A 19,605-nucleotide genomic window follows, 5' to 3' on the forward strand; every position below is an offset into this window, starting at 1 on the left:
GCACAGCGGGTGCCCGTTTTCTGCGACTGTTGTTCGCGGATGACGACACTAGGATAGGGACCACAACAACAAAAAAGCGAGGGAACGTCATGCCCGGTCCTGCTGCTGCGGAATATGACTTCATCATCGTCGGCGCCGGTCCGGCCGGCTGCCTGCTGGCCAATCGACTGTCCGCCGATCCGGCCCATCGCGTGCTGCTGCTGGAAGCCGGCGGGCGCGACAACCATCCCTGGATCCACATCCCCGTCGGCTATCTGTTCTGCATCGGCAATCCGCGCACCGACTGGTGCTTCAAGACCGAGGTGGAAGCGGGCCTGGGTGGCCGTGCGCTCAACTATCCACGCGGGCGGGTGCTGGGTGGCTGCTCCTCCATCAACGGCATGATCTACATGCGCGGCCAGGCCCGCGACTATGACGGCTGGGCCGCCGCCGGCAATCCCGGCTGGGGCTGGGAGGACGTGCTGCCGCTGTTCAAGCGCATGGAGGATCATTGCGACGGCGCCTCGGCCGCTCATGGCGCCGGGGGCGAATGGCGGGTCGAGCGCCAGCGCCTGCACTGGACGCTGCTCGACGCCTTTCGTGCCGCCGCCGACGAAACCGGCATCGCGCCGGTGGAAGACTTCAATACCGGTGACAACGAGGGCTGCGGCTACTTCCAGGTCAATCAGCGCAATGGCGTGCGCTGGAATGCCGCCAAGGCCTTTCTCAAACCCATCCGCCAGCGCGCCAATCTCGAGGTGCTGACCGGCGTCCAGGTCGAGCGGGTGCTGCTGGAAGAGGGCAGGGCACGGGCGGTGCTGGCGCGCCTGCCGGGCCAGGCCGAGCCCCAGCGCCTGGTGGCGCGGCGGGAGATCGTGCTCTGCGCCGGCGCCATCGGCTCGCCGACCCTGTTGCAGCGCTCCGGCATAGGGCCGCGCGGTCTGCTCGAAGGCCTGGGCATCGGTGTCCGGCACCGGCTGGAGGGCGTGGGCGGCAATCTGCAGGATCACCTGCAACTGCGCCTGATCTATCGGGTACACGGCGTGCCGACGCTCAACGCCCTGGCCGGCAGCCTCTGGGGCAAGCTGGGCATGGGCCTGGAATACCTCTGGAAACGCAGTGGCCCCCTGGCCATGGCACCGAGTCAACTGGGCGCCTTCGCCCGCTCCGATCCCGGGCAGCCCTCGGCCAATCTGCAGTATCACGTGCAGCCACTGTCGCTGGAGCGCTTCGGCGAGCCGCTGCATGGCTTTCCCGCCTTTACCGCCTCGGTGTGCAACTTGCGCCCGGCCAGTCGCGGCCAGGTGGCCATCCGCAGCGCCGATTCTCTGGCCGCGCCGCTGATCCAGCCGCGTTATCTCAGTGCGCCGGAGGATCTCAGGGTGGCCGCCGACGCCATCCGCCTGACCCGGCGCATCGTCGCCGCCCCGGCCCTGGCCGCCTATCGACCCGAGGAATACCTGCCGGGACCGGCCTACCAGAGCGAAGAGGAGTTGCAACAGGCCGCCGGCGCCATAGGCACCACCATCTTCCATCCTTCCGGTACCTGCCGCATGGGCCAGGACGCCGAGGCCGTGGTCGATGCGCGCCTGCGGGTGCATGGCATTCCCGGGCTGCGGGTGGCCGATGCCTCCATCATGCCGACCCTGGTCTCGGGCAACAGCTGCTCGCCGACGCTGATGATCGCCGAGCAGGCGGCCACCTTCATGCTGGCCGAGGCGCGGGAGCAGAGCGGTCACGAGCTGCCCGCCGCCGTGGCCCGGGCCAGTACGGTTTCGGCTGCCTAAACTCGTCCATCCGGTTTCACCGACGGCGGGGTCTCCCGCCGTTTCCACCGTAGTAGCTGTCGCCCATAACAACAATCAGCCCGGCGATCCCGGGCCAGGAGAACGTGCGATGTCCGACTATGCCCAACCCCGGGTACAACCCAGCGCGGCCAGCAGTCGCCGCGAAGAACGCAAGGTGATCTTCGCCTCGTCCCTGGGGACCGTCTTCGAATGGTACGACTTCTTTCTCTATGGCGCCCTGGCGGCGGTGATCAGCAAGCAGTTCTTCGCCGGCGTCAACGACACCACCGCCTTCATCTTCGCCCTGCTGGCCTTTGCCGCCGGCTTCGTGGTGCGGCCCTTCGGCGCCCTGGTGTTCGGCCGCCTGGGCGACATGGTCGGCCGCAAGTACACCTTTCTCGCCACCATCATCCTCATGGGCATCGCCACCTTCGGCGTCGGCCTGCTGCCCACCTACGCCAGCATCGGCGTGGCCGCGCCCATCATCCTGGTGGTGCTGCGCCTGCTGCAGGGCCTGGCCCTGGGCGGTGAATACGGCGGCGCCGCCACCTACATCGCCGAGCACGCACCGCCTGGCAAGCGCGGCGCCCATACCAGCTGGCTGCAATCCACCGCGACCCTGGGCCTGTTGCTGTCGCTGGTGGTGATCCTGGTCTGCCGCTATCTGACCGGCGACCAGTTCGAGGTCTGGGGCTGGCGCCTGCCGTTCCTGCTGTCGATCTTCCTGCTGGCCATCTCCACCTGGATCCGCATGTCGATGCACGAGTCGCCCGCCTTCGTGCGCATGAAGGCCGAAGGCAAGCAGAGCAAGGCGCCGATCCGCGATTCCTTCACCAACTGGAGCAACCTCAAGGTGGTGCTGATCGCGCTGTTCAGCATCAACGGCGGCCAGGCGGTGACCTTCTACCTGTCGCAGTTCTATGTGATGTTCTTTCTCACCCAGACCCTCAAGCTGGATCCGGTGCTGGCCAACAACCTGCTGATCGTCAGCGTGATCCTTGGCGCGCCCTTCTTCGTCATCGCCGGCTGGCTGTCGGACAAGGTCGGGCGCAAGCCGATCCTGATGCTTGGCCTGCTGCTGGCCACGGTGCTCTACTTCCCGCTGTTCAAGGCCCTGACCCACTACGCCAATCCGCAGATCTACCAGGCCAGCCAGCAGGCGCCCATCGTGGTCACTGCCGATCCGGCCACCTGCACCTTCCAGTTCGATCCGGTAGGCAAGGCCCGCTTCGACAGTCCCTGCGACCGGGTCAAGACACTGCTGGCCAAGAGCGGGTTGCCCTACCGCAGCGTGGCCGCGGCGCCCGGCGACGCGGTGCAGGTCAGCGTTGGCGACAAGCTCATCGTCGGCTTCGACGAACCGGCCCTGCGCGCCGCGGTGCAGGCCGCCGGCTATCCGGCCAAGGCCGACTCGGCCCAGGTCAACAAGCCCATGGTGGTGGCGGTGATCTTCGCCCTGATCCTGATCGCCACCCTCTGCTACGGGCCGCTGGCGGCGCTGATGGTGGAGCTGTTCCCCACGCGCATCCGCTACACCTCCATGTCGCTGCCGTACCACATCGGCAACGGCTGGTTCGGCGGCTTCCTGCCCACGGTGTCCTTTGCCCTGGTGGTCTATACCGGCGACATCTTCTATGGCCTCTGGTACCCGGTGCTGATCACTGGCGTCAGCCTGGTGGTGGGGCTGCTGTGCCTGCCGGAAACCCGCCATCGCGATCTCGACGCCGATTGAGGCGCGTGCGGGCGGCGTGGCCCGCCGCCCGCTGAGTTTCGCCGCCGATTGGGTTATACTCGCGAGCTTTTCCACAGCTTTTCTCGCGAGTGTTTCCCCCATGGAAATCAACCCGATCGTCACCAGCATCAAGGACCTCACCAGCCGCACCCAGACCATTCGGGGGTATCTTTGACTACGATCTGAAAAAGGATCGTCTGGTCGAAGTCGAGCGCGAGCTCGAGGATCCCGCTGTCTGGAACAAGCCCGAATACGCCCAGAATCTCGGCCGCGAGCGCGCCCAGCTGGCCCAGGTGGTCGGGACCCTGGACGAGCTGACCGGTGGCCTGGCCGATGCCAGCGACCTGCTGGAGATGGCCGCCGAAGAGGAAGACCAGGGCGCGGTCGATGACGTGGCGACCGAGGTGGAGCGCCTGCGCGGCATCCTCGAGAAGCTGGAATTCCGCCGCATGTTCAGCGGCGAGATGGACCCCAACAACTGCTACCTGGACATCCAGGCCGGCTCCGGCGGCACCGAGGCCCAGGACTGGGCCAACATGCTGCTGCGCATGTACCTGCGCTGGGCCGACCAGCACGGCTTCAGCGCCGAGATCGTCGAGCTGTCGGAAGGCGAGGTCGCCGGTATCAAGGGCGCCACGGTGCACATCAAGGGTGAATACGCCTTCGGCTGGCTGCGCACCGAGATCGGCGTGCACCGCCTGGTGCGCAAGAGCCCCTTCGACTCGGGCAACCGTCGTCACACCTCCTTTACCGCGGTGTTCGTCTCGCCCGAGATCGACGACAACATCGACATCGAGATCAACCCGTCCGATCTGCGCATCGATACCTACCGCTCCTCGGGCGCGGGTGGTCAGCACGTGAACACCACCGACTCCGCGGTGCGGATCACCCACGTGCCCACCAACACCGTGGTGGCCTGCCAGAACGAGCGTTCCCAGCACGCCAACAAGGACACCGCCATGAAGATGCTGCGGGCCAAGTTGTACGAGCTGGAGATGCAGAAGCGCACCGCCGCCTCCCAGGCGCTGGAGGACTCCAAGTCCGATATCGGCTGGGGCCACCAGATCCGCTCCTACGTCCTCGACGCCTCGCGGATCAAGGATCTGCGCACCGGCGTGGAACGCAGCGACTGCGACAAGGTGCTCGACGGCGATCTGGACGAATACCTCGAAGCCAGCCTCAAGCAGGGCATCTAATCCTTCTCTGGCCGGTCGCCCGCCGGGCGCCGGCCCGCAACACCCTTCCCCAGGTAAACAGCAGACATGAGCGAACAACCCCTAGACCCCCAAGCCCAGGAACAGGAAGACAACAAGCTGATCGCCCAGCGCAAGGAAAAGCTCTCCGCGCTGCGTGCCCAGCAGGCCATTCCCTTCCCCAACGACTTCCGCCGCGACAGCCTGGCCGGTGATCTGCAGCAGCAGTACGCCGACAAGACCAAGGAAGAGCTGGAAGCCGCGGGCATCAAGGTCAAGGTGGCCGGCCGCATCATGCTCAACCGCGGCGCCTTCATGGTGCTGCAGGACACCAGCGGGCGCATCCAGGTCTACGTCGACCGCAAGACCCTGCCGGCCGAGACCCTGGAAGCGGTCAAGACCTGGGACCTGGGCGACATCATCGCCACCGAAGGCACCCTGGCCCGCTCCGGCAAGGGCGATCTCTACGTCAACATGAGCGACGTGCGCCTGCTGACCAAGTCGCTGCGCCCGCTGCCCGACAAGCACCATGGCCTGACCGACACCGAGCTGCGCTATCGCCAGCGCTATGTCGACCTGATCGTCAACGAAGAGGTGCGCCAGACCTTCCGCGTGCGTTCCCAGGTCATCGCCCACATCCGCCGCTTCCTCATGGAGCGGGGTTTCCTCGAAGTGGAAACCCCCATGCTGCAGACCATTCCCGGCGGTGCGGCGGCCAAGCCCTTCGAGACCCACCACAACGCCCTGGACATGGCCATGTTCTTGCGCATCGCGCCGGAGCTGTACCTCAAGCGCCTGGTGGTCGGTGGCTTCGAGAAGGTCTTCGAGATCAACCGCAACTTCCGTAACGAAGGCGTCTCGACCCGGCACAACCCCGAGTTCACCATGCTCGAGTTCTACCAGGCCTACGCCGACTACCGCGACAACATGGACCTCACCGAGGAACTGTTCCGCGAACTGGCCATGGCCGTGCTCGGCACCACCGACGTGCCCTATGGCGACAAGGTCTTCCACTTCGGCGAGCCCTTCGTGCGCCTGTCGGTGTACGACTCCATCCTCAAGTACAACCCGGACATCACTGCGGCAGACCTGCAGGACGTCGAGAAGGCCCGCGTCATCGCCAAGAAGGCCGGCGCCAAGGTGCTCGGCCACGAAGGCCTGGGCAAGTTGCAGGTGATGATTTTCGAGGAACTGGTGGAGAGCAAGCTGGAGCAGCCGCACTTCATCACCGAGTACCCCTTCGAGGTCTCGCCGCTGGCGCGCCGCAACGACGACAATCCCAGCGTCACTGACCGCTTCGAGCTGTTCATCGGCGGCCGCGAGATCGCCAACGCCTACTCCGAGCTCAACGACGCCGAAGACCAAGCCGAGCGCTTCATGCTGCAGGTCCAGGAAAAGGACGCCGGTGACGACGAGGCCATGCACTACGACGCCGACTTCATCAACGCCCTGGAATACGGCATGCCGCCCACCGCCGGCGAAGGCATCGGCATCGACCGCCTGGTGATGCTGCTGACCAACTCGCCGTCGATCCGCGACGTCATTCTCTTCCCGCACATGCGTCCGCAATAAGAGTGGCGCCCCGTCCGGGGCGTCGCTCCGGCTCCTGCCGACCGGGGCTCTGTCATCAAAGGTTCATCCGGACCTGCTAAGAGCCTGTTCATAGTCTAGCGAGCTAGAGCCAAACAAGGCGAAAAGGGCTGAGGAAGCGGAATTTACGAAGGGTAAATGAGCATTCCGACCGGGCTGGCGCCCCAGGCCCTTTTCAACGCGGTTTGGCCGACGCGCAGCAGACTTTGAACAGGCTCTGACAGAGCTCTGATGTCGCGTCCCTTTGCAGGTAGCCATGACCAACACCCTGATCCCCCTGCATCCGGCCGCCGAACGGCTGGGGCTGCTCTACGCCTATCATTTCACCTCCGGCCAGCCGGGCCGGGCCCTGACCATGGCGCCGGAAGATCCCTGGGAGGCGGAAGAGGGCGGGTTTCGCTGGCTGCACTTCAACCTGGCCCACGCCGCCGCCGAACGCTGGATGCGCGAGCACCTGGGACTGCCCGAGGAATTCTTCGAATCCCTGCACGCCGGTTCCCACTCGACCCGCCTGGAGCCGGCCGACGACACCCTGCTCGGGGTGGTGAACGACGTGACCCTGGCCTACGGCCAGGTCTCGGTGGACGTGGCCACCCTCTGGGCCTGCGCCCGCCCGGGGCTGCTGGTGACCGCCCGGGCCCAGCCACTGCGTTCGGTGGATCGCCTGCGCCACGCGGTACGCCGCGGCGAGGGCTTCGGCTCGACCCTGGAACTGCTGGTGCACCTCCTGCGCGACCAGGCCGATGTGCTGACCGGCATCATCCGTGACACCACGGTCAAGGTGGATGCCATCGAGGACCGCCTGCTGTCCCAGCGGCTGTCCGCCAGTCGCGCCGAACTGGGCAGCCTGAGACGTGCCCTGGTGCGGCTGCAGCGATTGCTGGCCCTGGAGCCGGGTTCCCTGCTGCGGCTGCTCAACCGGCCGCCGGCCTGGCTGCGCCGCGACGACATCCAGACCCTGCGCGAGGCCACCGAGGAATTCGACCGGGTGCTGGACGACCTCGCCGCCCTGGTGGAACGGCTCAAGTTGCTCCAGGAAGAGATCGCCGCCGCCTCCGCCGAGCAGACCAACCGCACCCTGTTCACCCTGACCCTGGTCACGGTGCTGGCCCTGCCGATCAACATCATCGCCGGCTTCTTCGGCATGAACGTCGGCGGCATTCCGCTCGCCGACTCGCCCCATGGCTTCTGGATCCTGGTGGCGCTGGTGGCGACCTTCACGGTGCTGGCCGGCAGCCTGGCCTTTCGCAAGCGCGGCGACTGACCGGCTGCGTGCAACCCCCGGGCGTGCGCCGCGGTCTCTAGGACAGCCCCCCACTGGAGACCGCGATGGACTTCAAGGACTACTACGAGGTGCTCGGCGTCGCCCCCGACGTCGATGACAAGACCCTCAAGACCGCCTATCGCAAGCTGGCGCGCAAGTACCACCCCGACGTGAGCAAGGAGGCCGACGCCGAGGCCCGCTTCAAGGACGTGGCCGAGGCCTATGACGTGCTGCGCGATCCGCACAAGCGCGCCGAGTACGACCAGGTACGCCTCTATCAACAGCAGGGCGAGCGCTTCCAGGTGCCGCCCGACTGGCAACCGGGTTCCGGCGCCGACTACAGCGATCCCCATGCCGGCTTCGGCGCGGACTATTCCGACTTCTTCGAATCCCTGTTCGGCGCCGCGGGCCGTTCCCAGCATGGTGGTTTTGCCCGCCGTGGTCGCGATATCGAACTGGAGCTGCCGCTGTTTGTCGAAGAGAGCCAGGCCGGCAGCACCAAGCCGCTGAGTTTCAACCTGCCGCAGCGCGACGAGCTGGGCCGGCGCGTCGGCGAGACCACCAGGACCCTCAACGTCAAGATTCCCGCCGGCAGCGCCGACGGCGAACGTATTCGCCTGAAAGGCCAGGGCGAGCCGGGCGTCGGTGGCGCGGAGGCGGGAGATCTCTATCTGGTCATCCGCCTGGTGCCTCACCCTCTGTTCGACGTCGATGGCCAGGACCTGGTGGTCAGCGTACCGCTCGCCCCCTGGGAAGCCGCCTTGGGCGCCAAGGTGCAGGTGCCGACGCTGGATGGGCAGATCATGCTCAGTATCCCGCCCGGCAGCCAGAACGGTGCCCGGTTGCGGGTGCGCGGCAAGGGCCTGGCCGGCAAGGCCGGGCAGGGCGATCTGCATGCCCTGCTCAAGGTGGTGATGCCGCCCAAGGGTGATGAAGAAACCCAGGCGCTGTGGCGCCAACTGGCCGAGCGGGCGACCTTCGATCCCCGCCGCGACTGGAGGAAAGTCTGATGAGCAGTCTGATCGTCCTGCAGGAATTCTGCGTGCTCTGCGAGGTGAGCGAGCCGGTGGTGGTGGAGATCGTCGAGCACGGCATCCTGGCGCCCCAGCGGGGCAAGCGTCCGGCCGACTGGCACTTCGACACCGGCGCCCTGCACCGTGCCCGCCGCGCCGTGCGCCTGAGACGCGAGCTGGAATTGGATTGGGCCGCCACCGCCCTGGCCCTGCACCTGCTGGATGAGGTGGAAGAGCTGCGGCGGGAAAATCAGCGTCTGCGGCGGCGCCTGGAGCGCTTCGCAGGTGAGCTGCGGGACGTGGGCGCCGATACGTAGGTTGGAAAACCGCGCAGCCTTTTCCACGCGCCTTGCCCCTTCGCAGGATAGTGGAAAAGGCTGCGCCGTTTTCCAACCTACGAGGTTGCGATGTGTTGGGCTTGGCTGCGCTCAACCCAACCTATGGGAATTCCATCCGCACCGGGTATCCTCATCTCCCTCCGGGAGATGGCTGGGGTGAGGGAAGCGAGATAGCGTCGGTAAGGGCATGGATTCCATCGCGGCCATGGCGGTGCGCCAATGAGACCGCTCCTGCAGCCGCGGATGAGCCCTGTAGGAGCGGCCCATGGCCGCGATGTCGTAGGGTGGAAAACCGCGCAGCGTTTTCCACGCACCTCGCCAATTCGCAGGACAGTGGAAAAAGGCTACGCCGTTTTCCACGCTACACCAGGAGTTCGACAGCCATGCCCAGCCATATCCTCGACCATCGCATCCTCGGTGAATCCCTGCAGGCGGTGGAGATCGGCCTCGATCCGGGCGAGACGGTGATCGCCGAGGCCGGCGCCATGACCTACATGGAGGCCGACATCGCCTTCACCGCGCGCATGGGCGATGGCTCCGCCGGCCTGCTCGGCAAGCTCTGGGGCGCTGGCAAGCGCATGCTCGGCGGCGAGTCGCTGTTCATGACCCATTTCACCAACGAAGGCCGCGAGAAGCGCCACGTCGCCTTTGCCGCGCCCTATCCGGGGCAGGTGATTCCGCTGGATCTCGCCGCCCTGGGGGGCACGCTATTCTGCCAGCGCGATTCCTTTCTCTGCGCGGCCATGGGTACCCGCATCGGCGTGGCCTTCACCCGGCGGCTGGGCGCCGGCTTCTTTGGGGGCGAGGGCTTCATCCTGCAGCGGCTGGAGGGCGATGGCATGGCCTTCGTGCATGCCGGCGGCACGGTGATCCGCAAGGAGCTCAGGGGCGAGACCCTGCGCCTGGATACCGGCTGCCTGGTGGGTTTCACCAGTGGCATCGACTACAACATCAAGCTGGCCGGTGGCCTGCGCAGCATGCTGTTCGGCGGCGAGGGCCTGGTGCTGGCGACCCTGAGGGGTCACGGCACCGTGTGGATCCAGACGCTGCCCTTTTCCCGGCTAGCCGGCCGGGTCCAGGCCGCGGCCGGTGGCGGCGTCGGTGAACGCCGCGCGGGTGGCGACTGATCTCCCGCCTACCCTAGGCCCGCTGCAGGGCGCTCTGGGGCGCCATGCGCTCCAGCCAGTCGCGCCAGCGCACCCGGCTGTCGTGGACCAGCCAGCCGTCCTGGCGGGCGAAGCTTTCCGACAGCCAGAGGCCGCGGGTCGACACCGGCAGGCGCTGGCCGGCGGACAGGGTATAGAGCTCGCCGGTGGGTTTGCCGTCGTCCAGGGCGACCAGATAGAGATCCGGGCGTTGCCGGGCCAGGCGCGCCAGCAACTGACCGTTCTCGATCTTCTCGTCGACGTGGAACAGACTCGGCGCCTTGCATTCCCTAGGCAATTCTAGCAGCAGGTCATAGACCAGCTGCAGCGAGGCGGTAGGGGTGTGCACATAGGCACGAGGGCGCTCCAGCAGCGCCAGACTGCCGCAGCGCACCGGCCGTGCCGCCCCCGAACGCGGAGTCAGGCGAAAGGCCACGTCCTCGCGATAGGGCAGGGCCGGGGCATAGGGCGTCGGCAGCCAGGTGTCGGCAAAGCGGCCGGCCAGCCAGCCACGCGGCGTCTCGATCAGGCACTCCTCGGCCACCTCCTGGACGGCGGTGAGCAGCGGCAGGGCCAGTTCGTGGGTCGGGATGTAACCGGAGATCAGCTTGAGCACCACGTCGCCCCGGTCGGGCCGGCGTTGACGCACCAGCAGCCAGTGGTCCTGGCCCTGCCAGTTCAGCGTCAGGCGTACCGAGACGCCCAGGTTGGCGAGTCTGGCGCTGAACTGCTGGGCGTCGTCGATCTCGATGGGCTTGCGCCGCTCCAGCATCTCGCTGAAATTCAGCGGTTGGCCGAGGGCCTGGTAGGTGAGGCCGTCACGATTGGCCTCGACCGAAAGGGGCAGGGTCTTGAACGCCTTGGGATTGTGGCGGGCGATGAGCTGGGGCATGGCCGACTCCTGTTTGTTGTATGCCGCGGACGCGCCGTCCCGGGCAAGCCGGGCAGGGGCGTCCAGCGGACGAAGGCAAGGGTTCAGCGAAACGCTCTGGATCAGAGCCGAGCGGTGATCACCTCGGCCAGGGTACGGACATTATGTGACAGGTGCAGGGGATCGATAGTGCCGACTATCGCACCGCTCACCCCGGGCTCGCCGAACACCCGGGCGAAGCTGGCCCGCACCGGATCCTGGCCGGCGCCGAGTACGGCATGGCCGCTGGCCAGGGCCTTCTTGACCAGGATGCCCTTGCCCTGGGTGGCGGCGGCCTGGATCACCGGGATCTCGGTGTCTTCGTTGAGGTTGAAGGTGACCATGGCGCAATCGCCGGTCGCCAGCGCCTTGAGGCCGCCGGCGACGGTCTTGCCGGAAAAGCCGAAGGCGCGGATCAGGCCTTCACGCTTGAGCTCGGCCAGGGTCTCGTAGCAGCCGCTGCCTTCGAGGATGGCCAGGTCGTTGCCATCGGAATGCACCAGCACCAGGTCCAGCCAGTCGGTCTCCAGGCGTTGCAGACTGCGTTCCACCGAGCGGCGGGTATGGGCCGGGCTGAAGTCGAAGCTGGACAGGCCGCCTTCGAATTCCTCGCCGACCTTGCTGGCGATCACCCAGTGCTGGCGCTGGCCGCGCAGCAGCGGACCCAGGCGTTCTTCGCTGTGGCCATAGGCCGGGGCGGTGTCCAGCAGATTGATGCCCAGTTCGCGGGCAAGACTCAGCAGGTCCGCGGCGGCGTGGTCGTCGGGGATGGTGAAGCCATTGGGATACTTCACGCCCTGGTCACGCCCGAACTTGACCGTGCCCAGGCCCAGCGGGGAGATCTCGAGACCGGTGCGGCCCAGCGGACGATGCAGGCCGTGCAGGGTGCGCAGACTCATGGCAGCAGCTCCTCCCAGAAGGGCGCGGCCACCGGCGGTTGCGGATGTGCGGGCAGGGCGGGGTGCTGCCCGGGCGCGATGCCGTCGCGGTCGAGATTGGCCAAGACGCGGTCGGCCAGGTCCGGCGACAGGGCCAGCTTAGTCGGCCAGCCCACCAGCAGGCGGCCTTCCTCGGCGAGAAAGGCGTTGTCCGGGCGCACCAGTCCGGATTGCGCCGGCTCGGCGCGATCCACGCGCAGGGTCGCCCAGCGCGCGCCGGCGAAGTCGATCCAGGGCAGCAGGCGCTGCAATTCCTCGCGTGCCGCGGCGATCTGCGCCTGGGGTTCGCGCGCCACGCCCTCGGCTTCGGCCAGGTCGCCACCCAGGTACCACAGCCACTGGCCGTCGGCAGTGGGATGGCTGGTGATGGTCACCCGCGGCTTGGGGCCGCCGCCCAGGCAGTGGGCATAGAGGGGTTTGAGCATCGGACCCTTGACCACCACCATGTGCAGCGGGCGGCGCTGCATGGCCGGTTGTTCGAGACCAAGCGCCTGGAGCAGATCGGCCATGCCGGCGCCGGCGGTCAGCACGATGCGGCGGGCGCGGATGGGCTGGCCATCCACCACCAGGCCGGTCAGTTCACCGGCTTCGCGCAGGGGTTGCAGCTCATGCCCGGCCAGCAGGCTGTCGCCGGCCAGCTCGGCCAGGCGCGCGACCAGGCTGGGCACGTCCAGCACCAGTTCGGCCAGGCGATAGACCTTGCCCTTGAAGGCGCGATCGCGCAGGGCCGGGGGCAGTTCCTCGCCCTTGACCGCATCTACCCGGCCGCGCACCGCCTTGCTGGCGAAGAAGCTGGTGAGGTTGCCGGCCAGGCTGCCCGGCGACCAGAGGTAATGGGCTTCGGAGAGCAGGCGCACGCCGGTGAGATCCAGCTCGCCGCTGCCGGCCAGGCTCTCGCGCCAGCGCCGCGGCATGTCGGCGATGGCCTCGGAGGCACCGGTGAGCATCCCGGTCAGGGCGTACTTGGTGCCGCCATGGATGATGCCCTGGGACTTGCCGCTCTGGCCGCCGCCCAGGGCGCCGGTCTCCACCAGCACGGCGGCGTAGCCAGCGCGTCTGAGGCGGGCGTTGAGCCAGAGGCCGGCGACGCCGCCGCCGACGATGAGGATATCGGTGGACCAGGGTTGGGACATGAACGGCCTGCTCGGGTGATCGGCAAAGAGGCGATTTTACACGCTCCTCGCCGCCGCTGGTCTCAATGCCCGGTGCTGCCGGAAAACAGCTGGATCACCACCACCCCGGCGACGATCAGCCCCATGCCTAGCATGGCCGGCAGGTCCAGCTTCTGGTCGTAGAGAAAGGCCGCGGCGATGCTTACCAGCACGATGCCAAGGCCAGCCCAGATGGCGTAGGCGATGCCCACCGGGATGCTGCGCACCACCAGGGTCAGCATCCAGAAAGCCAGCCCGTAGCCACAGATGACCAGGATCAGCGGCAGCGGCTTGCTGAAGCCGCTGATGGCCTTCATGGAGGTGGTGGCGACGACTTCGGCGGCGATGGCGATGGCCAGGTAGATGTATCCGCTCATGGGGCTTCCTCCTGTAGAAGGCCCATTGTGCCTTTCTACACGATGGGTGAAAGTTGATACCTATCTGCTGGGGAGATGGGTCGTGCAGTGGAATCTTGAGCAGCTGGAGATCTTCGTCGGCATCGCCGAGGGCGCGAGTTTCTCGGCGATGGCGCGGCGTCTGGGGCGGGCGCAATCGGCGATCAGCTCGGCCATCGCCCTGCTGGAGACCGACCTGGGCGTGGCCCTGTTCGTGCGCAGCAACGGCCGCACGCCGGTCATCACCGCGGCCGGTCTGGCCCTGCTGGAGGAGGCGCGCGAGGTGCTGCGCCAGTGCCAGCGCCTGGACAGCCGGGCCCAGGCCCTCTGTGCCGGACAGGAACCGCTGTTGCGCCTGGCCTTGGACGAGGCCATGCCCTACCAGCCGGTGCTCGATGCCCTGGACGCCCTGGCCGCGGCCTTTCCGCACCTGGAGGTCCAGCTCACCAGCGGCGCCCAGGGCGATGTGGCGCGCAAGCTGCTGACCGACCAGGCCGACCTCGGCCTGCTGTTTCGCCATGAGCACATGCCCGAGGCCCTGGAGCGCCAGGCCCTGGGCGATGTCGCCCAGGTCACCGCCTGCGGCGCCCAGCATCCCCTGGCGCGCCAGCAGGGCGTGGGGCGGCGCGCACTGGCCCGCCACCGCCAGCTGCTGATCGCACCGCTGGAGAATCCCTATCCCGGCGGCGAGCAGATCGCCCCCCAGCTCTGGCGCGCCGACAGCTTCTACCTGCTCGCCGAATTGCTGATGCGCGGCCTGGGCTGGGGCTGGCTGCCGCGGCACGTGGCGCGCTATCCCACCTACCAGGGCTTGCTGGCCGAACTGGCCTGCGACTGGGTACCGCCGGCCTTGGTGGTGGAGCTGGCCTGGCGCCGCAACGCCGCGCCGGGACCGGCCGCGCGCTGGCTGGCGCAGCGGCTGGCGGAAGAGTTACGGGCGATCGGTTGAGCGCGGCGAAGCCCAACAAGACGGACCCCCGGCACTCGCCCACAACTCTTTCAACGAGCACCCATTCTGGCCAGATCCGTGGGCCAGCTTGGCCAGCGCCAGGTCGTCCGGGCTGCAATACTCGACTCCTCCCTTTCCCGCCGGTGAAGATCGCCATGACCACACCTCCCGCCCTCGGCCAGCGCTACGTCTTCGTCGTCCTGGCGCTGATCTTTCTCGCCCTGCTGGTTTCGGCGGGCGTGAGATCCACCCCCGGCGTATTGCTCTTGCCGCTGCAGGACACCTTTGGCTGGAGTCGCGAGACGGTCTCGCTTGCCGCCGCCATCGGCATCTTTCTCTACGGCCTGGTAGGCCCCTTCGCCGCCGCCCTGATGCAGACCCTCGGCATCCGCCGCACCCTGCTCGGCGGCCTCACCCTGATCAGCCTGGCCACCGCCCTGAGCACCCTGATGCGCGAGCCCTGGCAGCTGGTCGCCACCTGGGGCGTGCTCAGCGGCCTGGGCACCGGTTGCGTGGCCATGGTGCTGGGCGCGGCCATCGTCAATCGCTGGTTCGTCGCCCGGCGGGGGCTGATGATGGGGCTGCTGGCGGCCAGCACCGCCACCGGCAATCTGGTCTTTCTGCCGCTGCTGGCCCATCTCGCCAGCCATGAGGGCTGGCAGACCGTGGTGCTGACCGTGGCCGTGGCCAGCGCCGCGCTGATCCCGCTGGTGGCCTGGCTGCTGCCGGAGCGGCCGGCGGACATCGGCCTGCGGCCCCATGGCGCCCCGGCGGACTACCAGGCGCCGGCTGCTACCGCCCCGGGCAACCTGTTTCGCGTGACCCTCGGCACCCTGGCCATGGCCAGTCGGCGGCGCGATTTCTGGCTGCTGTTCCTGACCTTCTTCGTCTGCGGCTTCACCACCAATGGCCTGATCGGCACCCACTTCATCGCCATGGGCCATGACCACGGGCTGTCCCAGGTGCAGGCCGCCGGGATCCTCGCGCTGATGGGCCTCTTCGATCTGGTGGGCACCACCGCCTCCGGCTGGCTGACCGACAGATACGATCCGCGCCGGCTGCTGTTCGTCTACTACAGCCTGCGCGGTCTCTCGCTGATCTATCTGCCGTTCTCCGGTTTCGCCCCCGAGCAGCTGCTGCTGTTCGGCATCTTCTACGGACTGGACTGGATCGCCACGGTGCCGCCCACGGTCAAGCTGACCAACCAGAGCTTTGGCGAAAAGAGCGCGCCGGTGGTGTTCGGCTGGGTGTTCTGCGGCCACATGCTGGGCGCCGCCTGCGCGGCCTTTCTCGCCGGCGCCCTGCGCGAGCACTTCGGCTCCTACCAGGAGGCCCTGGTGCTGGCCGGCCTGACCGGCATCCTGGCGGCGCTGATGGCCTTGTGGATCGGCCGGCCGAGCGCCGCGGGTGCCGGGCGCTCGGCCGTGCCCGAGGCGGGCTAGGCGGGCTAGGCGGGCTTCAGGTCCAGCGGCACGGCGGTCGGCGCGCGGTGCAGCATCGAGGCCGGGATCGCCAGGATCAGCAGGCCGCTGACGAATAGGCAGGCGCCGAGCACATAGGTGCCATTGTTGATATCGCCGGTGAGGGTTTCCATGGTCGCGGTGATCATGGAGCCGGTGAAGCCGGAGAGGTTGCCGATGGCGTTGATCATGCCGATGCCCGCCGCGGCGGCGACGCCGGAGAGCAGGGTGCCGGGCAGCGACCAGAAGATCGGCATCAGCGCCAGCAGGCCCGAGGCGGCCACGGTGAGAAAGAGGATCGACAGCACGATGTTGTGGATGAACCAGGCGCTCAGCACCAGGCCCAGGGCGCCGACGAAGGCCGGCACCGCCGCATGCAGCCGCTGCTCGCCGGTGCGGGCCGAGTGGCGGGCGTTGAGCAGCATGACCACCAGGGCGACGCTGTAGGGGATGGCGGTAAGCAGGCCGATCTGCAGGCTGCCGCTGACTCCGGCGTTCTTGATGATCGAGGGCATCCAGAAGGCCAGGCCGTAGAAGCCGGTGTTGAAGGTCAGCAGGATGAACACCAGCAGCCAGACCCGCGGATTGAAGAACACCTCGCCGAGCCGCGAGGCCTTGCCGGCGTTCTGCTGCTCCAGGTTGCGCTTGAGCAGGGCCTTCTCCCGGGCGTCCAGCCAGGGCGCCTTGTCGATGTTGTCGCTCAGGCAGCAGAACACCACCACCGCCATGATGATCGAGGGTACCCCTTCCACCAGCAGCATCCACTGCCAGCCGGCCAGGCCGTGCCAGTTGTGCAGGCTGCTCATCAGCCAGCCGGAGAGTACGCCGCCAAAGCTCAGGCTGAAGGGCAGGGCGATGAGAAAGCCCGACATCACCCGACTCTGCCGGCGGGTCGGAAACCAGTAGTTGAGATAGAGGATCACCCCGGGAAAGAAGCCCGCCTCGCAGACGCCCAGCAGGAAGCGCAACACATAGAAGAGGGTGCTCGCCTGCAGGCCGAAAAACTGCGCCAGCGGCTGGGTGAAGGCCACCGCCATGGAGATGATCGCCCAGGTCAGCATGATGCGGGCGATCCAGAAGCGCGCGCCGTAGCGGTGCAGCAAGAGGTTGCTGGGGACCTCGAAGAGGAAGTAGCCCCAGAAGAACATGCTGGCGCCGAGTGCATAGACGGTGTTGCTGAAGCCGAGGTCGTCGAGCATGTCCAGCTTGGCGAAGCCGACGTTGACCCTGTCCAGGTAGGCGGCGATGTAGCACAGCAGCAGGATCGGCAGGATGCGCAGCACCACCTTGCGATAGGTGCGTTCTTCGAAGGCGTCGCCAGCGGCGCCCTGGGGAGCGGTGGTCTCGAACATGGGAATGACCTTCGGGGCCTGGGGGCCCGTTGTTGTTATTGAAGAGGTCGAAGGCGGCCGGGGATGCAGGGTGGCCGTCTGAATCGCCAGGCCACTCTAGGAGCGAGAGCGATTCTTTCCCAATGGCATTTGCGGATCATTCGATAACGACGCGTTATCGAAGCCTCTAGGCCAAGGCCTCCTCGCGACCGGCATGGCTCAGCAGGATGGCGGCGAATTCCCGGGCCGCCTCGCCCAGGGGTTCGCCCTTGCGGGTGAGAATGCCGTAGTCCTGCGCCGGCAGGTGCAAGGGCAGCTCCAGGGCACTGAGCGCGCCGCTGGCGAGATAGGGTTCGACCATGGCCTCGGGCAGCATGCCGATCATGGGGCCGGCGCGCAGCACCTGGAGAAAGGTCTGCATGGAGATGGTGTCGATGGTGTTGCCTGGCACCGGCAGGCCGGCGGCGGCGAAGGCCCGCTCCATGCGCCCGCGGATGGGCGTGCCTTTGGGATAGAGGATCCAGGGCCAGGCCAGCACCTGGTCGAGGCCCACGGGCCCGCTGCCCACCAGCGGGTGATCGGCGTTGACCACGAAGCGGAAGGGCTCCGGTGCCAGGGGCTGGAAGTCGAAGCGCTGGGCCTGGGCTTCGTCGGTGAAACGCGCCACCGCCAGGTGCAGCAGCTTGTCGTCGAGCATCTCCATCAGGTGATCGCTGGTCTGCTCCACCACCTCGATGGCCAGCAGCGGCCAGCGCTGCTTGATCGCGACGATGGCCTGCGGCAGGGCCACCGCCGTGGCGGCGAAGATGCCGCCGACCTTGAGCTGGCCGTGGCCGCCGCGCCTCAGGCTGTCGATCTGCTCGGCGAAGTCGCGGGCATCGTTGAGCGCTACCCGGGCGTAGCGCAGCACGTGCTCGCCCAGTGCGGTGGGCGGCATGCTGCGCGGCTGGCGCTCGAACAGGGCGAAGCCCAGCAGGTGCTCGATCTCCTTGAGCATCTTGCTGATGGCCGGCTGGCTGAGATTCATCTGCTGCGCCGCCAGGTGCATGTTGCGGGTGCGCCCCAGGGTATCGATCAGCAGCAGGTGGCGAAACTTGAGCCAGTGGCAGATCTGGCTGAACGATGGCTCGGACACGCGTGCCTCCTAGACGATAAGCGCAGGTTATCGAATGATGACATAAGCCCATTTGAGTTTATCAGTCCGGCTGCCTAGCGTGGACCCATCAGCCCTGGAGTCCTGCCCATGTCCCTTCGTCTCTCGCCTGCCAACACCCTTCCCACCGATGGCCTGGCCGGCACCCTGGTAGGCCGCGCCTGGGTGCCCGGCCCGCTGGCCGGTCCCTCGCCCGTGGTGCTGCGCGAAGACGGCGTCTTCGATGTCTCCCAGCGGTTCGCCACCCTGAGCGCCCTGTTCGAAGAGGAAGCACCGCTGCAGGCCCTGCGTGACACCCCCGGGCGCTACCTGGGTAGTGTGGAGGAGCTGCTGGCTAACAGCGGTGAGCAAGCGGATGCACACCTCCTGCACCTGCTGCCGCCAGCCGATCTGCAGGTGATCAAGGCCGCCGGGGTGACCTTTGCCGCCAGCATGCTGGAGCGGGTGATCGAGGAGCAGGCCGGCGGCGATGCCGGGCGCGCCGTGGCCATTCGCGAGCAGGTGCAGGCGGTGATCGGCGCGGATCTGCAGGGCCTGGAGCCGGGCAGTCCGCGCGCCCAGGCGCTCAAGGCGCTGCTGATCGAAAAGGGCATGTGGTCGCAATACCTGGAGGTGGGCATCGGGCCGGACGCCGAGATCTTCACCAAGGCGCCGGTGCTGGCCGCGGTCGGCTCTGGCAGCGCCATCGGCATCCACCCGGTGTCCCAGTGGAACAATCCCGAGCCCGAGGTGGTGCTGGTGGCCGACAGCCGCGGTCGCCTGCATGGCGCCACCCTGGGCAACGACGTCAACCTGCGCGACATCGAGGGCCGCAGCGCCCTGCTGCTGAGCAAGGCCAAGGACAACAACGCCTCCTGCGCCCTGGGGCCCTTCATCCGCCTGTTCGACGAGACCTTCGATCTCGACCAGGTGCGCCAGTGCGTGGTGACCCTGGAGGTCCAGGGCGAAGACGGCTTCCGACTCCAGGGCAGCAGCTCCATGGCGCAGATCAGTCGCGATCCCACCGATCTCGCCGCCCAGACCCTCAATGCCAACCACCAGTATCCCGACGGCTTCGTGCTGTTTCTCGGCACCCTGTTCGCCCCGACCCAGGACCGTGACGCCCCGGGCGGTGGCTTCACCCACAAGGTGGGTGACCGGGTCAGCATCGCCAGCCCGCTGCTGGGGACCCTGCACAATCGGGTGACCACCAGTGACCAGGCCCCGGCCTGGCGCTTCGGCCTCGGAGCCCTGATGCACAACCTGGCCGCCCGTGGCCTGCTGGGCCGCTGATCCTT

The 19,605-nt window shown here is 67.5% G+C and carries 17 protein-coding genes; 11 read left to right on the forward strand and 6 right to left on the reverse strand.

Annotation, left to right across the window (positions count from 1 at the left end; genetic code table 11):
• The first annotated feature begins 89 nt into the window (after positions 1-89).
• The 8 genes from EC839_RS16060 (at position 90) to EC839_RS16095 (ending at position 10,023) form a co-directional block, all read left to right on the forward strand.
• Positions 90-1,766 (forward strand): GMC family oxidoreductase, encoded by a 1,677-nt coding sequence (locus EC839_RS16060; protein ID WP_132832806.1) that lies wholly within the window; start codon positions 90-92, stop codon positions 1,764-1,766.
• A gap of 109 nt (positions 1,767-1,875) precedes the next feature.
• On the forward strand, positions 1,876-3,498 hold the full coding sequence (locus tag EC839_RS16065; protein WP_132832807.1) for an MFS transporter: 1,623 nt from the start codon (positions 1,876-1,878) through the stop codon (positions 3,496-3,498).
• Between the two features lie 100 nt (positions 3,499-3,598).
• A protein-coding gene (gene prfB, locus EC839_RS16070) for a peptide chain release factor 2 (RefSeq protein ID WP_100168977.1) occupies positions 3,599-4,694 on the forward strand; the annotation gives its coding sequence in 2 pieces (ribosomal slippage) (positions 3,599-3,670 and positions 3,672-4,694; 1,095 coding nt in all).
• 66 nt (positions 4,695-4,760) lie between these two features.
• Complete coding sequence (lysS, locus tag EC839_RS16075) at positions 4,761-6,263, forward strand: lysine--tRNA ligase (RefSeq protein WP_132832808.1); 1,503 nt, start codon at positions 4,761-4,763, stop codon at positions 6,261-6,263.
• A gap of 274 nt (positions 6,264-6,537) precedes the next feature.
• A complete protein-coding gene (locus EC839_RS16080; RefSeq protein ID WP_027600227.1) occupies positions 6,538-7,545 on the forward strand; it encodes a transporter in 1,008 nt (335 codons plus the stop codon).
• A gap of 65 nt (positions 7,546-7,610) precedes the next feature.
• Positions 7,611-8,555 (forward strand): curved DNA-binding protein, encoded by a 945-nt coding sequence (gene cbpA / locus EC839_RS16085; protein WP_132832809.1) that lies wholly within the window; start codon positions 7,611-7,613, stop codon positions 8,553-8,555.
• A complete protein-coding gene (locus tag EC839_RS16090; protein ID WP_132832810.1) occupies positions 8,555-8,875 on the forward strand; it encodes a chaperone modulator CbpM in 321 nt (106 codons plus the stop codon). Before cbpA ends, EC839_RS16090 begins: the two co-directional genes overlap by 1 nt.
• 404 nt (positions 8,876-9,279) lie before the next feature.
• Positions 9,280-10,023 (forward strand): TIGR00266 family protein, encoded by a 744-nt coding sequence (locus EC839_RS16095; RefSeq protein ID WP_132832811.1) that lies wholly within the window; start codon positions 9,280-9,282, stop codon positions 10,021-10,023.
• 13 nt (positions 10,024-10,036) lie between these two features.
• Here EC839_RS16095 and EC839_RS16100 read toward each other — a convergent pair whose 3' ends face one another.
• The 4 genes from EC839_RS16100 to EC839_RS16115 all read right to left on the reverse strand — a co-directional run bounded on the left by EC839_RS16100 (position 10,037) and on the right by EC839_RS16115 (position 13,417).
• A complete protein-coding gene (locus tag EC839_RS16100; protein WP_132832812.1) occupies positions 10,037-10,933 on the reverse strand; it encodes a metal ABC transporter ATPase in 897 nt (298 codons plus the stop codon).
• A 101-nt stretch (positions 10,934-11,034) separates the two neighbouring features.
• On the reverse strand, positions 11,035-11,850 hold the full coding sequence (locus tag EC839_RS16105; RefSeq protein ID WP_132832813.1) for an aldo/keto reductase: 816 nt from the start codon (positions 11,848-11,850) through the stop codon (positions 11,035-11,037).
• Positions 11,847-13,022, reverse strand: a complete 1,176-nt coding sequence (locus EC839_RS16110; protein WP_132832814.1) for an FAD-binding oxidoreductase — start codon at positions 13,020-13,022, stop codon at positions 11,847-11,849. Before EC839_RS16110 ends, EC839_RS16105 begins: the two co-directional genes overlap by 4 nt.
• Positions 13,023-13,084: 62 nt before the next feature.
• A complete protein-coding gene (locus EC839_RS16115; protein ID WP_132832815.1) occupies positions 13,085-13,417 on the reverse strand; it encodes a multidrug efflux SMR transporter in 333 nt (110 codons plus the stop codon).
• An 82-nt stretch (positions 13,418-13,499) separates the two neighbouring features.
• On the opposite strand from EC839_RS16115, the gene EC839_RS16120 reads away from it, so the two are divergent.
• On the forward strand, positions 13,500-14,384 hold the full coding sequence (locus EC839_RS16120) for a LysR family transcriptional regulator (RefSeq protein ID WP_132832816.1): 885 nt from the start codon (positions 13,500-13,502) through the stop codon (positions 14,382-14,384).
• Positions 14,385-14,539: 155 nt separating this feature from the next.
• Positions 14,540-15,826, forward strand: coding sequence for an MFS transporter (locus EC839_RS16125; protein ID WP_132832817.1), 1,287 nt, complete (start codon positions 14,540-14,542; stop codon positions 15,824-15,826).
• 5 nt (positions 15,827-15,831) lie between these two features.
• Here the strand turns inward: EC839_RS16125 and EC839_RS16130 are convergent, their stop codons facing one another.
• Positions 15,832-17,196 carry an MFS transporter gene (locus tag EC839_RS16130; RefSeq protein WP_132832818.1) on the reverse strand — a complete coding sequence of 455 codons (1,365 nt, stop codon included), beginning with the start codon at positions 17,194-17,196 and terminating at the stop codon, positions 15,832-15,834.
• Between the two features lie 166 nt (positions 17,197-17,362).
• On the reverse strand, positions 17,363-18,310 hold the full coding sequence (locus tag EC839_RS16135; protein WP_132832819.1) for a LysR family transcriptional regulator: 948 nt from the start codon (positions 18,308-18,310) through the stop codon (positions 17,363-17,365).
• A gap of 108 nt (positions 18,311-18,418) precedes the next feature.
• Here EC839_RS16135 and EC839_RS16140 point away from each other — a divergent pair, with 108 nt between their 5' ends.
• Positions 18,419-19,600 carry a fumarylacetoacetate hydrolase family protein gene (locus EC839_RS16140; protein ID WP_132832820.1) on the forward strand — a complete coding sequence of 394 codons (1,182 nt, stop codon included), beginning with the start codon at positions 18,419-18,421 and terminating at the stop codon, positions 19,598-19,600.
• The last annotated feature ends 5 nt before the right edge of the window (positions 19,601-19,605 follow it).

Origin of the sequence: Pseudomonas sp. JUb52 (assembly GCF_004341115.1) — a bacterium.
GTDB classification, from domain to species: domain Bacteria; phylum Pseudomonadota; class Gammaproteobacteria; order Pseudomonadales; family Pseudomonadaceae; genus Chryseomonas; species Chryseomonas oryzihabitans.